Here is a 21,738-nt window from a genome sequence, read left to right as displayed (position 1 = left end):
TTTTGCTCAACAATAGCTCAAAGCTACTATTCTGCTTTTTTAAGCATTTATACTTATTGCAAAAGTGACACGCTCCCTGATGTTTTCGTGCCGTGACAGTTTCTTTACTTGCTGGTTCAGCCTTAGCCTTCTGCACAGTCTCAATGCCTAAGATGTCTAACCACTCTTCGGTAGTTATAGGATTTTCAACTGCTTCAACAGCAAGAGGATTGATAACATTTTCGACAAGCAGGTGCTTCTCGGTTAACTTCTTCTTAATCCGTTCCTCAATTGTACCCTTCATCCAAAAACTGTACACCGTCAGATTCTTTGTTTGTCCAATTCGGTGTGCTCTGTCTTCAGCATTTTGCATTTGTGCAGGATTCCATAGATGATCGAAATGAATTACATAGGAAGCTTCTGTCAAAGTCACACCAAAACCAACCGACTTAATTGTGGCGAGGAAAACATTGACATCTGGCTTACTGCGAAAATCACTCATTACCTGATTGCGTTCCTGCTCAGACATTCCACCCTTATACAATACAAAGCGAATCCCTTGCTTGTGTAATAATTTTGCCAGTTTATCCACTCCTTCTGGAACATACTGAGAAAAGATAAGTACTTTCTGATTGTTGGCTACTATTGTTTCAAGATATTCAAGTAATCGTTCCGTCTTTGGACTTTCATCTTTCCCTTCAGCAAAATTACAAATTTGCTTCAACTTTCCTATAAGCGCAAAAATGTGAGTTTGAACTTGACTTTCATTACCCAAAGAGTTCTTAATATTTAGACGACCTGCATTCAGAGCATTATTGTAAGCCTTCCGTTGTTCGTCATCTAAATCCAACCAATTCTCTTGATAAGTTTTCTCAGGTAAATCCTTTAAAACGTCCTGCTTTAATCGACGACGCATATAAGGCTTTATCGTGTCTTTGATTCCTTGATTTGAATAATTAATACCTGAGTTAAATAAACCTGGTTCAATAAATTCAAAAAGTGATTTAACATCTTCTATGCTATTTTCAATCGGTGTACCAGTTAATGCCCATCGATATTGGGCTTGTAATTGACGAACTGCTTTAGAACGACCAGAATTTTTATTTTTTACGTTCTGCGCTTCATCTAAAGCAACACAATCAAACTTATTTAAATCAGTTAATAAACCCTCAGATAAATCATTACGAATAGTATCATAGGTTGTAATATACACATGAACTGGAGTTTCCCAGGCTAACTTACGGTGTTCCCTACTGCCTCTAATAACCGTTACCAATAGTTCTGGTGCCCAAAGGTAGAAATGTCCGCTCCATCCCTCGGGTTTTTCAGTTTCAATGCTTATCCCAACGCTACCAATTACAGCAGGAGGACAAACAATTAATGCAGATTTAATTTTTCCTTTCCTGAAAAGAAGACGTATTGCATTTACTGTTTGGACGGTTTTACCAGTACCCATTTCGTCCGCAAGTAAGGCTGATGAGTTAGCCACTAACCAGCCAATTCCTTCCTGTTGATATCCTCGTAAAGGCTGATAAAAATCAAGATCATCAGGAAAATCAAATAATAAAGGTGGTTGTAGTAAAGGCTTTAATAAATCCCAAACATCTACTTGTTTGGTTAGAGAATAGTCTTTCTGAGCCTGATCAATTAAACGGAGTTTTTCATCGTCTCCAAGATTTGGGAGATTTCTTCTAAGCTGTTGAGTCTCATCTTCAAAGGCTTTTCCTTTTGGCTTTTCCGCTTCCAGTGGTTCAAATAAGTTTTCTGAAATGGATGTCTGCTCAACTGGGTAATCATATTCAAAAGTGTCTGGCTGATAAATTAACTCTACTAAGTTCTCCGACACCCAATTATTAACGATTAATAGCTCTGTGCAATCAAAAATGTTTAAACGAGGAATAAATAAATTTTCTACAATTTCAAAGTTGGTAGGAGTCTGAAGTGGCTCACTTATTTCAAAGACTGAAGGAAAAACAGGTAAAAGATTTTCAGAAACTTTAACTTTTGAAATAATCAGACACAGATTATCTGAAATCTGGGGAAGGACTATCCGAAAACTTTTCAGAAAGCAAGCAGGTTTTCTAATTCCAGAGGTTGTCTTGGTTATTTGTCTTGAAATAGTGCGTATCAGTACCATATAGACTACTCTCCAAGCCTCTGATTATGTACTTCCTGACACGCTAGGCTATTACGTGAGAATGCTTCCAGTAAATCTCTACGAGAATATATCGACTCCAGTTGCTCTCGTATGCTGTTTAGTTCTTTGCTAAACTTATCTGAAGTTTTCAGAATAAGAGGAGGATGACCTAAAGCAGAATCTAATTGTGCTGTGGGATTATTTTGGCCAAATTTCAGCTCATCTTCTTTCAAAATCAAAACTGTAGGAATCATTTGTCTAGCGTTAATTCCAAGAAAGAGTGGGTCACGTACTAAGATGATCTGAGGCTTTTCTTTGAGTTCAGCCAGTAATGGAACTGCTATAAGTTCTACAAGAATATGCTCATCCAGCAATTCACCGTATAAGGTTTTCTGGAAGAGGGTAGGACGCACGGGAGCAGTGACGCGAAACTCCAATGGCTTCGTCTCATAGTCAGCTACAAGTACAGCTCCTCGGATCGCAGCACCATCTTCAAAGCGATGACTGGAAATAAAGGCAATTTTGAGATCGTTCATATTTTTTTGAAAAAAAAATTAGAGACAGCCTAGCTTTGGGCTGTTCTGTACAGCCGTGATAACAATCACATGAGTAGAGCTTTTGGCAGAAGACATTAGTTAGATGGTGCTGCGTCAGCATCAGATTTAGGGAAGTGCTTGCTCAATAGCATCCAGTTCAGCCCCTAAATGGGCTAATCTAGCCTCTTCATCCAAAAGCTGCTGTTCCAGTTGAAACTTAATTGCTGTCGCAGTTTCGATCGCAAAGTCCGTCCGCATCCGTTTTACCTTCTCACTCCGTAAGTTCCACTCACCTTGCAGGGCATCTCGTTTCTGTTCCATTCGTCGTCGTTGTCCAGAATTTAGGCTAGTTGGTGCAGGAGTAAACTCAGGAGAAGGCGACTCCCCTGGTAGAAACTTACTGCCGCCTGCATAGTAGCAGAGGGGGAAGTTATCACCCAAGCCTAAAACCTTATTAACGAAGGGATGTTGAGGACCCGATGCTCGCTTAGGTACTTGGTCAAATAGGTAAATCAGGACATCAAGGATGCGAGCATAACCATCCTTATTGACGGCTGCCTTGCCTTGTAGTGCTTCCAGTAGACAAGCAGTAAAAGCACTGTAAGGATTACCTGTATAGGAATACTCGTTTTCTCTTGATGAAGCAACTACTACCCTACCACTGCCTGATCCCAATACATTCAACAGGTCAGGTGGCACTGGCGACTTGGTAAAACTTTTATCAAATTCCTTCAGTGCAGGAACACCTCCAGCGTGACAGCAATCTAGGAGAACAACGAGCTTACGAGCTTTAATCGCCTCAATCTTCTCAGTAAACTCTCTGCCTGATATAGCTGTATCTGCTATTCGGCTCCTGTTAAAGTCATAGGGTACTAGAAAATACTCAGACGATCCATCTGAACCCTTGATTGAGCCCCCATGACCGGAGTAATACACAATTACAGTCGCCTCCGGATTCTGACTGACTTGTTCAATCAGCCGATCGAATTCAGCAAGAATTTGCTGCCGAGTCGCAGAAGTTTCGGTGAGGAGGGCAACTTGTTCTGTTGAGTAAGCAGCGTGACTGGGGTCAATCAGCAGATTATATACAGCAGTAGCATCTTTGACAGTGACGGGTAGATCGACACCGATGCCCACAAGCAATGCGTAGCCGTTGGAGAAGGTTTTATTAGTCACGCTTTGTTTTTGTCAACTTATGTAGGACTTACGCACCATTGACAGAATTTTAGCTATTTTAGCATTCATAGATATTCGCCGCTACAAAATCACTATTTCCTCTGCGAACTATTATTTATACTAATCATTATTTCCCATCCAATCTCGGCACTCCCTCCAAAAAAGCTCCGCTCAACATTAATTCAGTCATCCTATCTAGTTTGCCACTGACTGGCAATTTTTTATCTGTTTAAAAGCGCTCGATATCTGCTTTTAAATCGCCGCTATTATATCCTAATTTACTCAAATAATCCTTAGCTTGTTTGTCACTTAACAAGATATCCGCAGAACGAAAAATCGGCACGTATTCCTCGCGCCAAAAGTGGCCCTATCTAAATAGAAAACCCTGCGCCGTGCCGGGTCTCCAATGGCAGCTACACTGTCATTCATTCCCAGCAAAGCGACCGCGTGGGGTAGCTTCAGAGGGCCGCCAAACAGCCAAACTGCTAGCACTCCGGGGCGATTAATTTGCTGAATTTGCTCCCAAGTCGGCGCCAGTTCGATCGCATTGACACCCAAAGCTCTTGCTGCCACAATTATCTGTGGCATGGAAGTTCCCAAGCGACTGGTGCCGGCCTCCCTAGCTACACTCGATTCCGTCGCATCCATTCCCCAACACTTCAACACTGTTGCTAGCGCCGCCGGCGCGCAACTGCTGTTAGATGTTTGCCGAAACACACCGTTTGGCTGCAAATTATCTATTAAATCAGCGTAAATTGGCGCCAGAAAATAGGCTTCAGCGCCTGTAAATCCTCCTAATCCCAACAAGCAAATTAAAATTACTGCGATTACTTGCGATCGCGCCGCCTGCCAACTTACAGTAAAGCCAATACCGCAGACTCCCATCAACATGACTCGTAGCAAAGTCCAAGTAACTCGCATCCCGTGAAAGCGCCACTCGATCGGCAAAACAGGCATTTGAGGCATATTTAGAGCCAGTAGCAGCAAAGCAATATAAAAACCCAAAAAAGCTAGGGCGATCGAATTTCTGCTAAAGACTAGGGTTTACTCTTGGGGTTTTCAGTGCAAAAAAAGTATACATGATTAAGCAGAGGCGGTAATTTTTGTTAGCTGGGAAGTCGGCTACGATCGCATTTAACGGATTACGTATGATATCATATCCGAAAAATCACTTACTAGAGAAGTGTAATCAAGGAGTTTCCCGATGACTGGAAGCGAAATTTATAGTGTTGTTCTTTTTCGGAAGGCGAGTGTGCAAGCAATTTCAAAACTCTCGGTGGCGATCGCCACGACTCTTATGAGCACAGTTGTCACTGCAACCGAAGCCTACGCAGTTCCCGTAACCTACGATTTCACCATCACTGTTACCAAAGGCGGGTTAGCGGGGAATTCATTCAACGGTTCTTTCAGCTACGATGATGCCAAATTGAAGGGAAAGGGAGTGGAAGAATTGGGAATTAGTGATGGATTAAGGGCCTGCCTAAATTACCTGGGACGCACTTATCGCGAAACCGATGATACCAGTTATCCTAACTTTCCTACACTCAGATTTGAGGATGGCAAGATCACGCAACTAAACTTTTGGATTCAGCCGAATCAGCGAGTTAATTGGTGGAATTTACCGGGATGGGAAGTCAAGCTGTCTGAGCCTAAAAAAAGCGATTCAACTGTTCCCAATTGTCAAAAACGGTGAGGGGTAGCCAAGGTGCGATCGACCCTAAAAATAGGGTGTTGCATAATTGCGGGATGATTTTGAGGGTTTTGTGGCATGGACTCTCGTACCCCTAAGGCGTGTATTTTCACAGCGGGGGGGACGCCTAACCCTACTCCCCACAAGAATCCTCCTCAAATTCTGCAACGCTCAAAATAGAGGAGGAATCAGATGCAACTGCCTACGGTTATATGGGTAATTTCATGCAGCCATGCTACGAAGGTGCGATCGTTGATCGTCTGCTGGGGCGATCTAATATTTGCGATCGCTATGAACGAATAACTCAAAGATTGTTTGAAAAAAAACCGCAGGATTCCTATTTTCTGTCGGTCAAGAGTGCTCTGCGCTTGATGATTTGTAAGCACTATTTCCCATCCAATCGGGGGACTCCTTCCAAAAAACTGCCGCTCAACATTAACTCAGTCATCCGGTCTAAGTGACCGCTGATTTTTAATTTTTTGTCTTTTTGAAAGCGCTCAATATCTGCTTGCAAATTACCCGAATTATATCCTAATTTACTCAAATAGTCAATAGCTTGCTGATTGCTTAACAAGATATCGGCAGACCGGAAAATCGGCACGTATTCCTCTCGCCAAATCTGGGCAAAAGTGGCCCTATCTAAATAGAAAATCCTGCCCCGCGCCGGGTCTCCAATCGCAGCTACACTGTCATTCATTCCCAGCAAAGCGACCGCGTGGGGTAGCTTCCGAGGGCCGTCAAACAGCCAAACTGCTAGCACTCCGGGGCGGTTAATTTGCTGAATTTGCTCCCAAGTTGGCGTTAGTTCGATCGCATTTACGCCCAAAGCTCTTGCTGCTATAATTAACTGCGGCATGGAAGTTCCCAAGCGACTCGTCCCGGCAAAACGCGCTACACTCGATTCCGTCGCATCGATTCCCCAACGCCTTAACACTGTTGCTAGCGCCGCCGGCGCGCAACTGCTGTTAGATGTTTGTCGAAACACACCGTTTGGCTGCAAATTATTTATTAAATCAGCGTAAATTGGCGCCATAAAATAGTTTTCAGCGCCTGTAAATCCTCCCAATCCCAACAAGCAAATTAAAATTACTGCGATTACTTGCGATCGCGCTGTCAACCAACTTATACTAAAGCCAATACCGCAGACTCCCATCAACATCACTCGTAGCAAAGTCCAAGTAACTTGCATCCCGTGAAAGCGCCACTCGATCGGCAAAGCTGGCATTTGAGGCATATTTAGAGCCAGTAGCAGCAAAGCAATATAAAAACCCAAAAACAGCAGGGCGATCGAATTTTTGCCCTTAAACAAATCGTTAGCCGTCACTCCCGAGCGAACTAACACTCGCCCGAAGCGCATTCCCCAGACAAACAGCACCGAACCCAGCACCAGCGTCACTACTATTTCCATGAACTCAAAATTTTGTTGCTTAACTACGTTGTAACACGCTCCAAGTCGATCGCGGAGCCCAATCAATAGTGGGAGAGAAGAAGAGTGGGAGAGAGAATTTGGCGATGTTTGGGTTTCGTTCCTCAATTTCCCGCTACAATCGAATAAACAGGATGTATCCTAAATCGAAGCCGGCAAAACAACCCTCAATCGTAAAGACTTTGACCTTAATAGCTTGCTCGATATTAAGTTTTACCAGATTTTTCTTGATGAGTCTGAATCAATGGTTGACAATCAGATAATTCAGCTACCTAACCGCAAAGGAGATATTGCTATGTTTGCTAACTTAAATCTGAGAAAACTGATGTTACTCGGATAGGGAGTTCCCATTAATTTGAAGGCGATAGAGTATTTTTTGTAATTATAGGAAAATGTTAAGATGCTTAACTTCAAAGCCACCAAATTAAGAGAGCGTATCCTGTGGGGATATTCCATACCGATTGTGCTTTCAGTTGGAGCTGCTAGTTTGGTTTTCTTTAATGCTAAAAAAGTAGAAGATAAAGCAAAAATTCTAAATAATTCTAATGCTATTGTTATAGGCATAAAAGATATTGAACTGGGATTCTCAAGTATGCAAAAAGCTGCTCGCGGCTATTTTTTGAGACAAGAGAGTGCTTTCTTAACTGAATACAATGAAGGAGTAAATAGCTTTGACTACTTCTATCAAGATTTACTTAATCGGGTTCAAAACCCGAAGCAGCTCCAGCGACTAGATCAAATGAATGTATTACAAGATCAGATAGACCAAGGCTATAGACAAGCCTTTTCTTTGGTTGATCGAGGTAAGCGAGACGATGGAATTAACTTGTGGAAGACACAAATTGTACCAAAGCTTCGTCAGGTTGATGCTATAGCTAAGGAGTTTGAAAGCACCCAGGCAGAGATTTTAGCTAGCAGAGAAAAAGAGCAAATTCAAGCTTTGCAGTTCCTGACTACAGTCGTGATTTTAAGCACTGCTTTAGCTGCACTTACGGCAATTGCGATCGCTCTGTGGATTGCTTCAGGCATTGCCAAGAGAATGAATCAGTCAGTCAATATGATTGTTAGTTCTTCCACAGAGATTGCTGCCACAGTTGAACAACAGGAACGCACAGCCGCACAGCAATCTAGATCTGTAAATCAAACTACAATCACAATGGATGAGTTGGGCGCTACTTCCCAACAATCAGCCCAGCAAGCCCAAGCAGGTGCGGAATCTGCACGGCAAGCTTTACAGATCACTGAAAAGGGAACCCTAGCAGTGGAGCAAACCCTGGAATCGATGACAATATTGAAAGAAAATGTCGGGGCTATCGCAGCACAAATTCTGAACTTGAGCGAACAAACCCATCAGATTGGCAATATCTCTACTGATGTAACAGATTTAGCCAATCAAACAAATATGCTGGCACTGAATGCTTCAGTAGAAGCAGTCCGGGCGGGCGAAAACGCCAAAGGTTTTACTGTCATAGCCACAGAAATCCGCAAACTAGCAGATAAGAGTAAGAAATCTGCCGAGAAAATTAACCGCCTTGTCGATGATATCAAGAATGCGATCAATTCCACTGTAACGGTGACACAGGAAGGTACTAAAACAGTAGAAGAAGGGACCAAAATCAGTCAAGAAACGGCAGCAGCTTTCTCGCAAGTAGCAACTGCTGTTAATAATGTGGTATTGAACAATCAACAAATTTCTCTAACTGCCCAACAACAAGCAGTGGCCATTCAACAAGTAGTGGAGGCGATGAACACCCTCAACCTATCGGCAAAAGAAACCGCTAGTGGTATTACTCAAACCAAATTAGGCACTCAACAATTGAACGATGCAGCCCAAAATCTCAATTCAATTGTCTAAAGGGCGCTGAGTGTTTTGGGCGAGCAGACTAGCAATTGATAGCATTGAGTCATGAATTGATCTGGCAGCCCTCCCAGCTTGTCAAACAGCCGACATCCAAGTCAAAACGATCGCAGGCGATGGCATCGCGAAAGCCAGGGCGCTCGAATTTCTGCCATTAAACAAATCCTTAGCAGTAACGGACGATCGAACTAACACCCGCCCGAACCGCATTGCCCAGACAAACAGCACCGAACCCAGCACCAGCGTCACAAGTATTTCCATAAGTTCAGAATATGGTCGCTTCACTAGGTTTTAACATTTATGCGATCGTCCGTGGGGGAGCGGGGCAGGAGGAGACTCGGGGAGTGGGAGTATTTTTCTTTTGCCTCCTGCGTTATTCCCTATTTCTTTAACCACACCTAAAATTTGCCAAATGTCAAGCGACTCGATCGACTTTTCCCCACCTTAGCCACCAAGTCCCAAACAAGATTTAGCGCCGGAAAAAATTCCCCAAATCTCTTGCCACAAACGGCCACATCCGTTGTAATATAGATGTAAGTCACAGCCCGTTAAAGCAATCAACAAACAATTAGGCCGCTCAATATATTCACGCTCCAACGAGCGATGAGTTGTATTGAGCGTGCCTATTAATGAGCGATCGAAGTTCGTCAGACACCCCAAATATCCAGGAAGAATCATGCCATCAAGATCCGCCAACGATGTAGACGTAGCAGAGCAATATTGGCACTACCTAGAAATATCCAAGGTTGCAACTATCTTAGAAACCAACCTGGAAAGCGGTTTAGAACCGACAGAAGCCAACCATCGCCAACAGAAATTCGGGCCCAACGAACTAACGGTTAAAGCAGGGAAACCAGCCTGGTTAAAATTTATCCTGCAATTTAACCAACCCCTCCTGATCATCTTGCTGAGTGCAGGTTTAATCAAAGCAGTGATCGGAGAATGGCTAAACGCTAGCGTAATTTGGGGCGTAACAACCACCAACGCTACTATTAGTTTCATCCAAGAAGCTGGAGCCGAGAAAAAAATTGAAGCCCTAGCCCAAGCTGTCACCACCGAAGCCACAGTAATTCGGGGTGGCAAAAAATTAAGGATTCCCTCCAAAGAACTCGTAGTCGGCGACTTAGTAATCCTGACTTCCGGCGACAAAGTACCGGCAGACTTGCGCTTAGTGAAAGTGCGCGACTTGCAAATCGACGAATCGGGACTCACCGGGGAATCTGTTGCTGTCGAAAAAGAATTAGGACAGTCTGGAGACATAGTTCTGCCAAAAGAAACGCCACTAGCAGAACGGGATAACATGGCCTACGCTGGCAGTTTTGTCACTTTTGGCCAAGGTAGCGGCATCGTAATTGCGATCGCCAATAAAACCGAAACCGGCAAAATCTCCCAACTATTAGATCGGCACCTCGACCTCACCACCCCCTTAACCCGCAAATTCAACCAATTCAGTCAAAACTGGCTGTTATTCGTGCTGGGAATGGCAACCTTGACCTTCGCCGTCAGATTGGGGCGGCCAGTCCCTGCGGGGGTTTCAGCCTTTAAAGAAGCAGTCGAACCCGCAGTCGCCCTGATTGTCGGCGCAATTCCCGAAGGCTTACCCGCCGTCATTACCGTCACCCTAGCCGTAGGCGTTTCCCGGATGGCAAATCGCCACGCGATCGTCCGCAAATTGCCCGCAGTCGAAACCCTCGGCGGCGCTACAGTCATCTGTTCCGACAAAACCGGAACTTTGACGGAAAACCAAATGACGGTGCAAGAAATCTATTCTGGCGGCGCATCCTACTCGGTTACGGGTAACGGATACAGCCCGGAAGGTGAAATTCAACTCAACCAACTGCCAATTACTGTCAGTCAAGCTCCAACTTTGCAAGAATGTTTGCAAGCCGGAATGATTTGCAATGACTCTCACTTGGAATTTAAAGATGATGATTGGATAGTCGTTGGAGATCCGACAGAAGGAGCGTTAATTGCTGTTGGTAAAAAAGCAGAATTGAGCCAGCAAACTTTAGAAAAGTCAATGCCGCGACTGGATTCAATTCCCTTTGAATCTCAGTTTCAATACATGGCAACTTTGCACCGAACTCCCACTGGTGGCAAAATTTTGTACGTCAAAGGTTCAGTAGAATCCATTCTCGGCCGCTGCGGTTCCAGTCTCGACACTCAAGGAAATCCGGTAAAAGTCGATCGCGAACAAATTCACCATCAAGTCGATGAAATGGCAAAGCAAGGCTTGCGCGTCTTAGCTTTAGCGAAAAAGCCAGTACCCCAAAGCCAAAATTCCGTCGATCACTCGGATTTGGAGTCAGGCCTGGTTTTCTTGGGACTCCAAGGCATGATTGACCCGCCGCGGGCAGAAGCGATCGCAGCCGTCCAAGCTTGTCAAACCGCCGGCATCCAAGTCAAAATGATTACCGGCGACCACATCGCTACAGCCAAGGCGATCGCCCGCCGCATGGGATTCCGCAAAACTAAACACCACAGAGAACTTGTAGCCTACACCGGCGCCCAACTCGCCGAAATGAGCAAGAACGAACTCGCCGAAGCTGTAGAAGCAGGTTCAGTTTTTGCCCGCGTCGCCCCCGAACAAAAACTCCGCCTCGTAGAAGCCTTGCAGCAGAAAGGCGAAATCGTGGCGATGACGGGAGACGGCGTTAACGACGCGCCCGCTCTCAAACAAGCGGATATCGGGATTGCGATGGGCAGCGGTACGGAGGTTTCTAAGGAAGCCGCGGACATGATCCTGACTGACGATAACTTTGCTTCGATCGAATCTGCTGTTGAAGAAGGGCGATCTGTTTACAAAAATCTGCTCAAAGCAATTAGCTTCATTCTCCCAGTCAACGGCGGGGAGTCAATGACAATTTTGCTCAGCACGCTCCTAGGTCGAGAATTGCCGATTTTGTCGCTACAAATTCTCTGGCTGAATATGCTCAACTCGATCACCATGACTGTGCCTCTGGCTTTCGAGCCCAAGTCAGTGGGAGTCATGAAACAGCAGCCCCGACCGGTAAACGAAGCTTTCCTCACCGGAAATCGGATCAAGCGGATCATCGCTATTTCTCTTTACAACTGGACTCTGATTTTCGGAATGTTTGAATGGGTACGCCAAGCTCCTTGGGGAACCTTGGAACTTGCCCGCACGATGGCGATTCAAGCTTTGGTAATGGGGAGAATTTTTTACCTGTTGAGTCTCAGCCAGTTGTTGCCTTCTTTGATTGCTAAATTTAGCGGTTCTAAGGAAGAAGTTAGCGGCGCTCCCGCCCTCGGTGTGGGAATTGTCCTGGCGATAATTTTGCAGATCATCTTTGCTAATTCTCCGTTTGTCAATCGCATATTTGAGACGGCTCCGATGAATCTGGATCAGTGGCTGATTTGCTTCGGCGTCGCTCTGCCGATGATCGGTGTTGCTTTGTCGGTGAACCGGTTCGATCCGCCCAACTAATTCACCATTAACCTGTATGGTGCGTCAGGCTTGTGGTGAGCACGATAAACTCGGATTTTCCCACTGACGCACCCTACCGCCTGTAAAGTTTTAGCATTTAATTTAAGGGTTCCCAATGACAGATAGACTCTGGTTTGAGGGGACAAGTTTTGGGAGCGATCGGATTTCCGTTGAGCCAAAGTTCAGTCAGGTTAGTCAAAGATGCTAGCGGTTTGATGTCACCGATCTGATTGTTGACGAGCCGGAGATAAGTCAGGTTAGTCAAAGATGCTAGCGGTTTGATGTCGTTGATTTCATTGCTGTCGAGCCTGAGATCGGTCAGGTTAGTCAAAGATGCTAGCGGTTTGATGTCGTTGATTTCATTGCTGTCGAGCAAGAGATCGGTCAGGTTAGTCAAAGATGCTAGCGGTTTGAGGTCATCGATCTGATTGTGGCTGAGGTCGAGCTGTGTCAGGTTAGTCAAGGACGCTAGCGGTTTGATGTCATCGATCTGATTGTTGTTGATCCAGAGTTCAGTCAAGCTAGTCAAGGATGCTAGCGGCTTGATGTCACCGATCTGATTGTTGTAGAGGAAGAGCTGTTTCAGGTTAGTCAAGGATGCTAGCGGTTTGATGTCGCCGATTTGAGTTTTGTCGAGCCAGAGCGAAGTCAGTTTAGTCAAAGATACTAGCGGTTTGATGTCGCCGATCTGATTGTAGCTGAGGTTGAGTGAAGTCAGGTTAGTCAAAGATACTAGCGGTTTGATGTCACCGATCTGATTTTCGCTGAGCCAGAGCAAAGTTAGGTTAGTCAAAGATACTAGCGGCTTGATGTCACCGATCTGATTTTTCCAGAGCTCTAGACGCTTTAGGTTAGTCAAAGATGCTAGCGGTTGGATGTCACCGATTTGATTTTCGCCGAGGGAGAGTACAGTCAGGTTAGTTAAGGATTCTAGCGGTTTGAGGTCGCTGATTTTATTGCTCCTGATGTCGAGATCGCTCAGATTAGTTAAGGATTCTAGCGGTTTGAGGTCGCTGATTTGATTGAATGTGAGGTCTAAATCAGTCAGGTTGGTCAAGGATTGCAATGGTTTGATGTCGCTGATAGAATTGTTGATGAGGTCGAGTTCAATGAGACTCGAAAGTTTCCGATCGGCCTCATCACAGTTTGTAGTCTCAGCTTTTTTCAACAGCACCTCAACAGTATGTTTAGCTTCAGGACTCAAATCAGCTTTTTGGCGACACCAATCAGCAAATGTTCGTCTACTGTTGGACGATCGCGTTTCGGCGGCATCAGCAGATAGTCCACTTCCACATAATGCTAGGACGATCGCGCTACAAGTAACTGCGATCGACTTTTGTAAATTAATGTGTTTGTCTGCAAGTATAAGTGTCATAATCTTGTACCTCTAATTTTCTGAACTTTAAAGTTTTAGGATTTAATATTTAGTTTGGTAAATTACTTACGATTAAGCGCCAAATTTCGTCCACCAATGAAAACCAGTTAACCCTTTTAAAACAGCAAAATCTTATAATGTTAATTATTTCTGTATAATACACTACAATTAACTCTGAAAAAAGTAGAGAGATATTAACAAAGTAAATGTGCGCTGGTAGCGATATTTGTAGCTTATTGACAAGAGATTTGAATGACCCCCGATCGCCATTCGCTACAACCTTTAGCCCGCAAGTCTAAGTTTGAAGCAGTTTTGATGTTTGAACCAGTTTTGATAAGCAAACCCGATCGCTCTTCCCAACGGCTCCTTATCGAGAGCGCAGTCCCAAAAGATTTACTTATCAATCGAATTTAATAATTGTTTTATAATTTCGGCAATAGTACGGTAGAGTTAATTATCAAGTCAAGGAAACGTGCGGCTTGCAAAAAGTGAGTTCACATAACTCGGCCGATCGAAATATCGATATTAATCAAACAAGTCAAATCAGCAGGGATAGTTTAAAGACTTATACTAGCGATAAATCTTTTGCTCCCTCCTGCCAACCAGCGCTCAAAACAGTTAGCTAAACCCAATTAGCGAACAGCAAAAAAGCGCGTTGATAAGCTTCAGTGAATGTTGTTACAGAAGATTATGAATTGCAGCGAGGCTAGGCTATGACAAGATTTTCAGATGAATTTTCTGCGCTTTCTCGGCGTAAATTTATCCTCAAAGCAGGTGCATCTGCCCTGGGTTCAATACTGCTCAAAGGTTGTTTGGGAAATCCCCCAGAACCCGGTGCAACTGCCGGTGCTGACGGTGCAATACCCGCGGCTACCTCAGTAGTGGCTGTTGCAAATGAGAAAAGAGTCGAAGGAATTGAAAGCACTAAAATCACATTGGGATATATCCCGATCGTCGAAGCAGCACCTTTAATCATTGCCCAAGAAAAAGGCTTTTTTGCCAAATACGGCATGACCGAAGTCACGATTGCTAAGCAAGCAAACTGGGGTTCGGCAAGAGATAACGTAGAAATCGGATCGGCAGGGGGCGGCATTGACGGCGGCCAGTGGCAAATGCCCATGCCTTATCAAATTAGTAAAGGTCTGATTACCAAAAACGGCGTCCAAATCCCGATGTATGTTCTGGCCCAGTTGAACACTCAGGGAAATGGAATTGCGATCGCGGCGAAACACCAAGGCAAAGGCCTGGGACTTAAACTAGATCAAGCTGCCCAAGACTACATCAAAGGCCTGAAACAAGCAGGCACGCCCTTCAAAGCAGCTTACACCTTCCCCAAAGTTAACCAAGACTTGTGGATTCGCTACTGGCTGGCAGCTAACGGCATCAATCCCGATACAGATGTCGAACTGCTAACGGTACCGGCCGCCCAAACCGTGGCCAACATGAAAACCGGAAGCATGGACGGTTTCAGCACCGGCGACCCCTGGCCGCTGCGGATTGTTAAAGAAAACATCGGCTTCATGTCCGCCCTCACGTCCGAAATCTGGAAAGCACATCCAGAGGAATATCTAGCAATTCGCGGCGACTGGGTAGACAAACACCCCAAAGCCACCGAAGCCCTACTCGCAGGACTAATTGAGGCACAGCAGTGGTGCGACAAGCCCGAACATCGAGCCGAATTAGTCGCCATTGTTTCTGGAAGAAACTTCTTTGACGTATCTCCGACGGTTTTGACGCCTCCTTATGAAGGCAAGTATGTCATGGGCGACGGCAAACCAGACATCAACGACAGAATGAGCAGTCCGCTGTACTGGAAAGACGACATCGGCAACGTTTCCTATCCCTACAAGAGTCACGATTTGTGGTTCTTAACCGAAAGCGTTCGCTGGGGTTTCTTGCCAACAAAAACCTTGGCAGATTCTAAGACAATCATCGATAAAGTCAACCGAGAAGATTTGTGGAAAGCCGCAGCTAAATTAGCCGGAGTTGCTGATGCTGACATTCCGAAAAGTACCTCTCGCGGCGTTGAGAAGTTCTTTGACGGCACAGAATTTAACCCGGACAAGCCAGAAGCTTATCTCAAGAGTTTGGCAATTAAAAAAGTGTGATGGGGTCTTAGTTTCCCATAATTTAGTCTCGAAATTTAGTCTCGAAAATATACACCACCAGACATAGGAGATTACCAGCATGGCTGTAAGTACAAGTCGGAGAGGCGGCAATGCACAAGGAGCTTTTGGAGAGTTTTGGAAGAATAATTCCCCGAATATCTTGCCACCACTTTTGGGAGTAATTGGATTTCTGTTAGTTTGGCAGTTCCTGTCGAGTTTGGGAATTATTAAATTGCCAGGGCCGATCAGCGTTTGGACTGACGAACGGACGCGGATCTTGTTGATGTATCCTTTCATGAACTCCAAAACCTACGGAGTCGGCTTATTTTGGCAGACTTTGGCTAGTTTGGAACGGGTGGCAAAAGGCTACACTCTCGCGGCCGCTGTGGGAATTAGCATGGGAGTTGTGGTAGGTACGAATCCCTTTTTGAACAAGGCTTTAGATCCGATTTTCCAGTTTTTGCGGATGGTAGCGCCTTTGGCTTGGGTGCCGATCGCCCTGGCTGCACTGCAACAAAACGAACCTGCTGCTTTGTTCGTGATTTTTATCACTTCAGTTTGGCCGATTTTAATCAACACGGCTGAAGGTGTTCGCCAAATTCCCGACGATTACAACAACGTGGCGAAAGTGCTGCAACTTACTCGAAAGGAATATTACATCAACATCTTGTTTCCGTCGGCGCTTCCTTATATCTTCACAGGATTGAGAATTGCGATCGGTTTGGCTTGGCTGGCGATTATTGCTGCGGAAATCGTGATGTCTGGGATTACGGGTATCGGCTTCTTTATTTGGAATGCTTACCAGCAAAACTACATCAGCGAAATTCTGTTAGCGGTGTTCTACATTGGGGCTGTTGGTTTGTTGCTCGATCGCATGATGGCTTGGTTGCAGCAAAAGATTGCTCCTAGTCAAGGAAAGTAGTTTTGAGTTACTTCTTTGATGCCGGAAGAATTAGGATTATTTAACCGCGAAGACGCGTTAGCGAAGCGGCGCGTAAGCGCTAGGACACGAAGGAAGAAGAGGGAAGAAGAGCGAAGCAGTAGATAATCTTCTACGGGTAACGGAGTCACAGTATTTATGCTTCCCGTCTCTCCCTCCACTCTACTTCTAGGCTCTGCCTGGGAAGTTAATTAGCAGCTATCGAAATAACAAACCTACAAAAAAGGCAAGAAAATCATGTCTGTTTTGATTGCAGTAGAACAAGTCGAAAAAGTTTTTAATTTATCCGACGGTGGCACATACATAGCCCTCAAAGGCATCGATCTGGAAATAAAAAAAGGCGAATTTATCTCATTAATTGGACACTCCGGCTGTGGCAAATCTACGCTGCTCAATATGGTGGCAGGTTTGGATTTGCCGACATCCGGATTGGTGACAATTGAAGGGCAAAGAATCACCCAGCCAGGCCCCGATCGCATGGTAGTATTCCAAAACTATTCGCTGCTACCGTGGCGGACGGTCAGAGAAAATATTACTCTAGCTGTAGATTCGGTGATGAGTGGCTTACCCAAGGCGGAACGCCTCGACATCATTCAAAAACACATCGATATGGTGGGCTTGGCGCCCCACGCCGAGAAGCAACCCGCACTGCTATCAGGCGGACAAAAACAGCGCGTGGCGATCGCCCGTGCTCTGGCCCTGCGCCCCAAACTGTTACTCTTAGACGAGCCCTTCGGCGCTTTGGATGCTTTGACTCGCGGCAACTTGCAAGAAAAGTTGATGGAAATTTGCCAAGAGTACGAAATCAGCGCCCTGATGGTAACGCACGATGTGGATGAGGCCGTGTTGCTGAGCGATCGCATTGTCATGCTCACCAACGGCCCAGAATCGAAGATTGGCGGCATTCTCGAAGTAGACATCCCCCGCCCCCGCAAACGGATGGAAGTAGTCTCACACCCCAGCTACTACGCTCTACGCAGCGAAATGATTTACTTCCTCAACCAGCAGAAGCGGGTGAAAAAACTGCGGGCGCGGAAAGTACCCGCGATCGCCCGCCACGGTCTAGAAAAAGTCAACCTCGAACTCGGCTTTATTCCGCTGGCAGCCTGTGCTCCCCTCGCTGTCGCCAAAGAAAAAGGCTTTTTTGCCAAGCACGGTCTCGATGAAGTCCACCTCGTGCGGGAAACAAGCTGGCGCGGCATCGTAGACGGCATCGCCGCAGGTTACTTAGACGCAGCTCAAATGCCCTCTGGGATGGCGGTGTGGTTGAGCTTGGGGGGCCACCAAGAGAAGCCGATTCCGACGGTTACAGCCCTCACCATGAGCCGCAATGGCAACGGAATTACCCTCGCCAGGCGCTTTTACGACCAAGGGATCTACACTCTGGCAGACTTTAAAAAAATGCTCCAGAGAACGCCCGCGCAAACGCACCGTATGGGCATCGTTCACCCTTCTTCGATGCACAACCTGTTGCTGCGTTACTGGCTGGCTTCCGGTGGCATCGACCCGGATCGGGATGTGTTGCTGAAAAATATCCCACCGGCTCAGATGATCGTTGACTTGCAGGGCGGCACTATTGACGGTTTCTGCGTCGGCGAACCTTGGAACTTGCGGGCATCGATGGAAGGAGTCGGCTTTACGGTGGCGACAGATTTGGAACTGTGGCCCGGACACCCCGGGAAAATTCTCGGAGTTCGGGAAGACTGGGCAAATGCTTATCCCAACACTCACATTGCTCTAGTCAAAGCTTTGCTGGAAGCTTGCCACTATTGCGCCGATCCAAATCACGCCGCCGAGGTTTCGGAAATTGTCGCGGGAAGGGAATACGTCGCTACTGATAAGAGTTACATCCAACTAGGCGACCCGAAATCTGTTGCTTGCAACCTCGATACTCCGATGCGGGAATACGCCCACCACTTGTTTTCTGGAGAGGGGGTGAATCGCCCAAGCCGCACCGAACAACTCTGGCACATGGTGCAGATGGCGCGCTGGGGCGATACTGTGTTCCCGCGCAACTGGGTGGAAATTCTGGAGCGGGTGGTGCGAGTCGGTGCGTTCAGCACGGCGGCGCGAGAGCTGGGGATGGCTGATATTACTTACACTCGCGGTTCTCTCAGCTTGTTTGACGGCTCGGTGTTTAATGCTGACGATCCGATCGGCTATCTCAACAATCTGGCGATTAAACGCGATTTCACGATGGCGGAAGTTGTACTCGATTCCGGTCGCCGAGCTGCTTAGAGCGGTTTTTTGTTCGATAAAAACAGGGTAATTGCTAATAGTTAGTTGTTTGTTTTTAGCTGTTAATTGCTAGTGAGCAATTCCCTCTTCATGACCTCCGTTACATCCGTTAAATCCCGTACATTGCTCGTTGCCAAACTTCCTTCTTTCTTTGCGAATCACCCACTCACAATTTCCTAAACCCATGCTCAACACCACTAAAAACCAGACGAACACCAAAACTCAAACCCAGCCGGGAAAAGACCGCCGCCAACCTTTTTTGGTGATGGACAATGTTTATAAAGTATATCCAAACGGTTACAGGGCTTTAGAAAACGTCAATCTGAATGTAGCGAAGGGAGAGTTTATTGCTCTGATCGGACACTCGGGCTGCGGCAAATCAACACTGTTAAATATGGTGTCGGGTTTTAGCCATCCGAGCCACGGCACCGTGTCGATTAACGGGCAGCGGATTACGAAGCCGGGCCCCGATCGCATGGTGGTGTTTCAGGGTTATGCTTTGCTGCCTTGGCGAACGGTGTTTGAAAATGTTTATCTGGCGGTTAATGCTGTATTTCCGAATAAGTCGAAGGTCGAAAAAAATGCGATCGTCAAAGAGCATTTGGCGATGGTGGGATTGACAGAAGCTGCTGAGAAAAGACCGCCACAAATTTCTGGTGGGATGAAGCAGCGGGTTTCGATCGCCCGCGCCTTGGCAATTCGCCCGGAAGTGCTGATTTTAGACGAACCGTTTGGTGCTCTGGACGCAATTACTAAGGAGGAATTGCAAGAAGAGTTGCTGAAAATCTGGAACGATCACCGCTGTACGGTGTTGATGATTACTCACGACATTGATGAAGCGCTGTTTTTAGCCGATCGACTGGTGATGATGACTAATGGCCCATCGGCGACAATTGGCGAAGTTTTGGAGATTCCTTTTCCGCGTCCGCGCGATCGGGTTCAAATGATGGAAGATCCGGAATACTACAATTTGCGGAACTACGCTTTAGATTTCCTGTTCCGTCGTTTTGCACACGATCACGATGCCTAATCGGTTGAGAAATCAAAGTTAAAGAGGAGAATTATAAGACTTCTGGAAAAACTTTAATTCTTGTGCGGAGTAGGGGTTGGGCATCCTGCCGGCCAAGACGAGCTTTTTTGTAGAAGTCTATTGAAAAGTTGAAGCCCCAGTGTTCCCCGGTTTCAGGGGAACATCGCTACGGGCGCAATTTTCCCGATCCGGTTGGGTAAACTGAAGCTTAATGGTGGGCGATAAGTTTTTTCGGACGTTCGGATCTTTTTCCGATATTTTACGTCTACCAGCCAAGAGACCCGATTGCCTAGCTGTCGGTAAGCTGGCATGAACAAAGCCCACCTTCGATTGAGGGTGGGCTTCTTCTTCATGTTATTAACTGTTTTTGGGCGATCGCTGGTTTGTGCATTCCACCCTGTGAACTGGCACACTGCGGGGCATTGATTTGTGTTGGATGGATTAGGCGATCGAAAATCTTTAAGTTTGCACGCTAAATTCCTCTGGATCGATATCCCAATTTACCCAACGAATTGCTTCTTTAGCCGATCGCACATCAGGCGGCACTCGCAAAGCGTGAATAAATCCCGTGCTCGGACAAGTCATTTTTAACAAATAAACTGGCTTTGCATTGCCCTCGTTATCAAAATCATCCTCAAACTCGATGCTTAATAAAGTGTATTCCTGCCAACTATCTAATTCTGTCACCGCTAATTCTTGACAAATGCGATCGTAACCAATTCTCTGAATTAACAATCGACGAAGTTCGGCATTTTCTTCAGATAAAAGCCATTCTGGTTGCCACCGATCGGGGTGTACTCTTCCGTATTTTTCGGGTAATTTAACGCCGTGGTGAAAGTATAAACTGTAGCCGTCGGCAAATGCGATCGCCGGTTCTCCTTCAGCGTGTAGTCGATTTTCAGCGTCAAAGCGAAGGTGCAGGGGGCGATCGCAAATTATGCAAATTTTCTCAAACGGCAAGATCCACCCGCATTCCTCGAACAACTGTTGCTTGCAGTGAAATAGTTCTTGGGCTTTCAACTCGAGAGTAAAACCACATTTCGAGATAAAAAATTCAGTCAAATGGATTTGCTTCAGCAGATCCTGAGAGGTTAGTGGCTGTAGATAGTTAGAATCTGAGAGGAAATCAACTGCCTGCGATTGTCGGTAATTTTCTACTAATTCATTAAATTCTGTCCGGAGTATGCCCTCGGCATCCGGATCTAGTATTATTTGATCGAATAGAGCCTCCCACAACACCGGACTCAAAGTTCCTACATCTACCGATTGATATAACTCATTTAACAACGACTTGCCCCATCCTGAATTGCCAGTCGCTATTGGCAATATTTGATGTTGTGCTATACAGTCATTGTGTAGTTGTTTTAGTAGTGTTAGAGTAGCTGGCAGACTGCTGGAAACAAGAACTTTAGGTGCTTCTCTATCGATAGCTGCATATATTTTTTTCACTGTTTCTGTAGCTTTTTCATAATCAATTGGTGCCGTGAAGAGCGTCAGGTACTTTTGTGTAAATTCGATCGACAAATTTAAGCCGATAATGGGATTGCAGTGGAGAGACAAGCTTTTCAGGTTGATGAGTGCCGACAGCGGGGCGATGTCAGTAATTTCATTGCTGAAGAGACGCAGACTGGTCAGGCTGATGAGTGCCGACAATGAGGTGATGTCGGTAATTTGATTGCAGTAGAGATTCAGGTCTGTCAGGTTGGTGAGTGCCGACAGCCCAGTGATGTCGGTAATTTGATTGTTGTTGAGATACAGGGATGTCAGGTTGGTGAGTGCCGACAGTGGGGTGATGTCGGT

Annotated in this window: 16 protein-coding genes; 7 read left to right on the top strand and 9 right to left on the bottom strand. The window is 45.8% G+C overall.

Features of this window, described 5'->3' with window-relative positions:
- The 4 genes from QUA62_RS24885 to QUA62_RS24870 form a co-directional block, all read right to left on the bottom strand.
- The coding region (locus QUA62_RS24885; protein ID WP_333407456.1) for a DEAD/DEAH box helicase at window positions 1–2,116 on the bottom strand (2,116 nt) is incomplete at its 3' end.
- Window positions 2,117–2,121: 5 nt separating this feature from the next.
- Entirely contained in the window at window positions 2,122–2,652 is a 531-nt protein-coding gene (locus QUA62_RS24880; RefSeq protein WP_333407455.1) for a hypothetical protein, read from the bottom strand.
- Between the two features lie 126 nt (window positions 2,653–2,778).
- Entirely contained in the window at window positions 2,779–3,828 is a 1,050-nt protein-coding gene (locus QUA62_RS24875; RefSeq protein ID WP_333407454.1) for a caspase family protein, read from the bottom strand.
- A 309-nt stretch (window positions 3,829–4,137) separates the two neighbouring features.
- Entirely contained in the window at window positions 4,138–4,833 is a 696-nt protein-coding gene (locus tag QUA62_RS24870; RefSeq protein ID WP_333407453.1) for a cysteine peptidase family C39 domain-containing protein, read from the bottom strand.
- 247 nt (window positions 4,834–5,080) lie between these two features.
- On the opposite strand from QUA62_RS24870, the gene QUA62_RS24865 reads away from it, so the two are divergent.
- The gene (locus tag QUA62_RS24865) at window positions 5,081–5,521 is read left to right on the top strand and encodes a hypothetical protein (protein ID WP_333407452.1); all 441 of its coding nucleotides are present in this window, start codon (window positions 5,081–5,083) and stop codon (window positions 5,519–5,521) included.
- 382 nt (window positions 5,522–5,903) lie between these two features.
- Here QUA62_RS24865 and QUA62_RS24860 read toward each other — a convergent pair whose 3' ends face one another.
- Window positions 5,904–6,926 carry a cysteine peptidase family C39 domain-containing protein gene (locus QUA62_RS24860; protein ID WP_333407451.1) on the bottom strand — a complete coding sequence of 341 codons (1,023 nt, stop codon included), beginning with the start codon at window positions 6,924–6,926 and terminating at the stop codon, window positions 5,904–5,906.
- Between the two features lie 418 nt (window positions 6,927–7,344).
- Here QUA62_RS24860 and QUA62_RS24855 point away from each other — a divergent pair, with 418 nt between their 5' ends.
- Window positions 7,345–8,799 (top strand): methyl-accepting chemotaxis protein, encoded by a 1,455-nt coding sequence (locus QUA62_RS24855; RefSeq protein ID WP_333407450.1) that lies wholly within the window; start codon window positions 7,345–7,347, stop codon window positions 8,797–8,799.
- Between the two features lie 81 nt (window positions 8,800–8,880).
- On the opposite strand, the gene QUA62_RS24850 is transcribed toward QUA62_RS24855, so the two are convergent.
- Both QUA62_RS24850 and QUA62_RS24845 read right to left on the bottom strand, forming a co-directional pair.
- The gene (locus QUA62_RS24850) at window positions 8,881–9,087 is read right to left on the bottom strand and encodes a hypothetical protein (protein WP_333407449.1); all 207 of its coding nucleotides are present in this window, start codon (window positions 9,085–9,087) and stop codon (window positions 8,881–8,883) included.
- Between the two features lie 159 nt (window positions 9,088–9,246).
- Window positions 9,247–9,480 (bottom strand): hypothetical protein, encoded by a 234-nt coding sequence (locus QUA62_RS24845; RefSeq protein ID WP_333407448.1) that lies wholly within the window; start codon window positions 9,478–9,480, stop codon window positions 9,247–9,249.
- On the opposite strand from QUA62_RS24845, the gene QUA62_RS24840 reads away from it, so the two are divergent.
- Window positions 9,479–12,247 (top strand): HAD-IC family P-type ATPase, encoded by a 2,769-nt coding sequence (locus tag QUA62_RS24840; protein ID WP_333407447.1) that lies wholly within the window; start codon window positions 9,479–9,481, stop codon window positions 12,245–12,247. The two genes, QUA62_RS24845 and QUA62_RS24840, sit on opposite strands and share 2 nt — an antisense overlap.
- 97 nt (window positions 12,248–12,344) lie before the next feature.
- Here QUA62_RS24840 and QUA62_RS24835 read toward each other — a convergent pair whose 3' ends face one another.
- Complete coding sequence (locus tag QUA62_RS24835) at window positions 12,345–13,622, bottom strand: leucine-rich repeat domain-containing protein (RefSeq protein ID WP_333407446.1); 1,278 nt, start codon at window positions 13,620–13,622, stop codon at window positions 12,345–12,347.
- A gap of 713 nt (window positions 13,623–14,335) precedes the next feature.
- On the opposite strand from QUA62_RS24835, the gene QUA62_RS24830 reads away from it, so the two are divergent.
- The 4 genes from QUA62_RS24830 (at window position 14,336) to QUA62_RS24815 (ending at window position 19,938) form a co-directional block, all read left to right on the top strand.
- Window positions 14,336–15,730, top strand: a complete 1,395-nt coding sequence (locus QUA62_RS24830) for a CmpA/NrtA family ABC transporter substrate-binding protein (RefSeq protein ID WP_333407444.1) — start codon at window positions 14,336–14,338, stop codon at window positions 15,728–15,730.
- A gap of 79 nt (window positions 15,731–15,809) precedes the next feature.
- Window positions 15,810–16,652, top strand: coding sequence for a nitrate ABC transporter permease (ntrB, locus tag QUA62_RS24825; protein WP_333407441.1), 843 nt, complete (start codon window positions 15,810–15,812; stop codon window positions 16,650–16,652).
- 255 nt (window positions 16,653–16,907) lie between these two features.
- Complete coding sequence (locus QUA62_RS24820) at window positions 16,908–18,908, top strand: nitrate ABC transporter ATP-binding protein (RefSeq protein ID WP_333407439.1); 2,001 nt, start codon at window positions 16,908–16,910, stop codon at window positions 18,906–18,908.
- A gap of 184 nt (window positions 18,909–19,092) precedes the next feature.
- On the top strand, window positions 19,093–19,938 hold the full coding sequence (locus QUA62_RS24815) for a nitrate ABC transporter ATP-binding protein (RefSeq protein WP_333407437.1): 846 nt from the start codon (window positions 19,093–19,095) through the stop codon (window positions 19,936–19,938).
- A gap of 459 nt (window positions 19,939–20,397) precedes the next feature.
- On the opposite strand, the gene QUA62_RS24810 is transcribed toward QUA62_RS24815, so the two are convergent.
- Window positions 20,398–21,738: DUF6745 domain-containing protein (locus QUA62_RS24810; RefSeq protein WP_333407435.1), on the bottom strand; the 1,341-nt coding region annotated here is incomplete at its 5' end.

Source organism: Microcoleus sp. MON1_C1 (assembly GCF_036701945.1).
GTDB lineage: Bacteria > Cyanobacteriota > Cyanobacteriia > Cyanobacteriales > Microcoleaceae > Microcoleus.
Note: the sequence above shows the minus strand (reverse complement) of the source record. Positions and strands in the feature narration are given on the sequence as shown.

Bases quoted from the DNA above. Each gene is read 5' to 3' on its own strand.
- QUA62_RS24880 (WP_333407455.1), bottom strand. From the start codon at position 2,652: ATGAACGATCTCAAAATTGCCTTTATTTCCAGTCATCGCTTTGAAGAT.
- QUA62_RS24860 (WP_333407451.1), bottom strand. From the start codon at position 6,926: ATGGAAATAGTAGTGACGCTGGTGCTGGGTTCGGTGCTGTTTGTCTGG.
- QUA62_RS24855 (WP_333407450.1), top strand. From the start codon at position 7,345: ATGCTTAACTTCAAAGCCACCAAATTAAGAGAGCGTATCCTGTGGGGA.
- QUA62_RS24840 (WP_333407447.1), top strand. From the start codon at position 9,479: ATGCCATCAAGATCCGCCAACGATGTAGACGTAGCAGAGCAATATTGG.
- QUA62_RS24845 (WP_333407448.1), bottom strand. From the start codon at position 9,480: ATGATTCTTCCTGGATATTTGGGGTGTCTGACGAACTTCGATCGCTCA.
- QUA62_RS24835 (WP_333407446.1), bottom strand. From the start codon at position 13,622: ATGACACTTATACTTGCAGACAAACACATTAATTTACAAAAGTCGATC.
- QUA62_RS24830 (WP_333407444.1), top strand. From the start codon at position 14,336: ATGACAAGATTTTCAGATGAATTTTCTGCGCTTTCTCGGCGTAAATTT.
- ntrB (WP_333407441.1), top strand. From the start codon at position 15,810: ATGGCTGTAAGTACAAGTCGGAGAGGCGGCAATGCACAAGGAGCTTTT.
- QUA62_RS24820 (WP_333407439.1), top strand. From the start codon at position 16,908: ATGTCTGTTTTGATTGCAGTAGAACAAGTCGAAAAAGTTTTTAATTTA.
- QUA62_RS24815 (WP_333407437.1), top strand. From the start codon at position 19,093: ATGCTCAACACCACTAAAAACCAGACGAACACCAAAACTCAAACCCAG.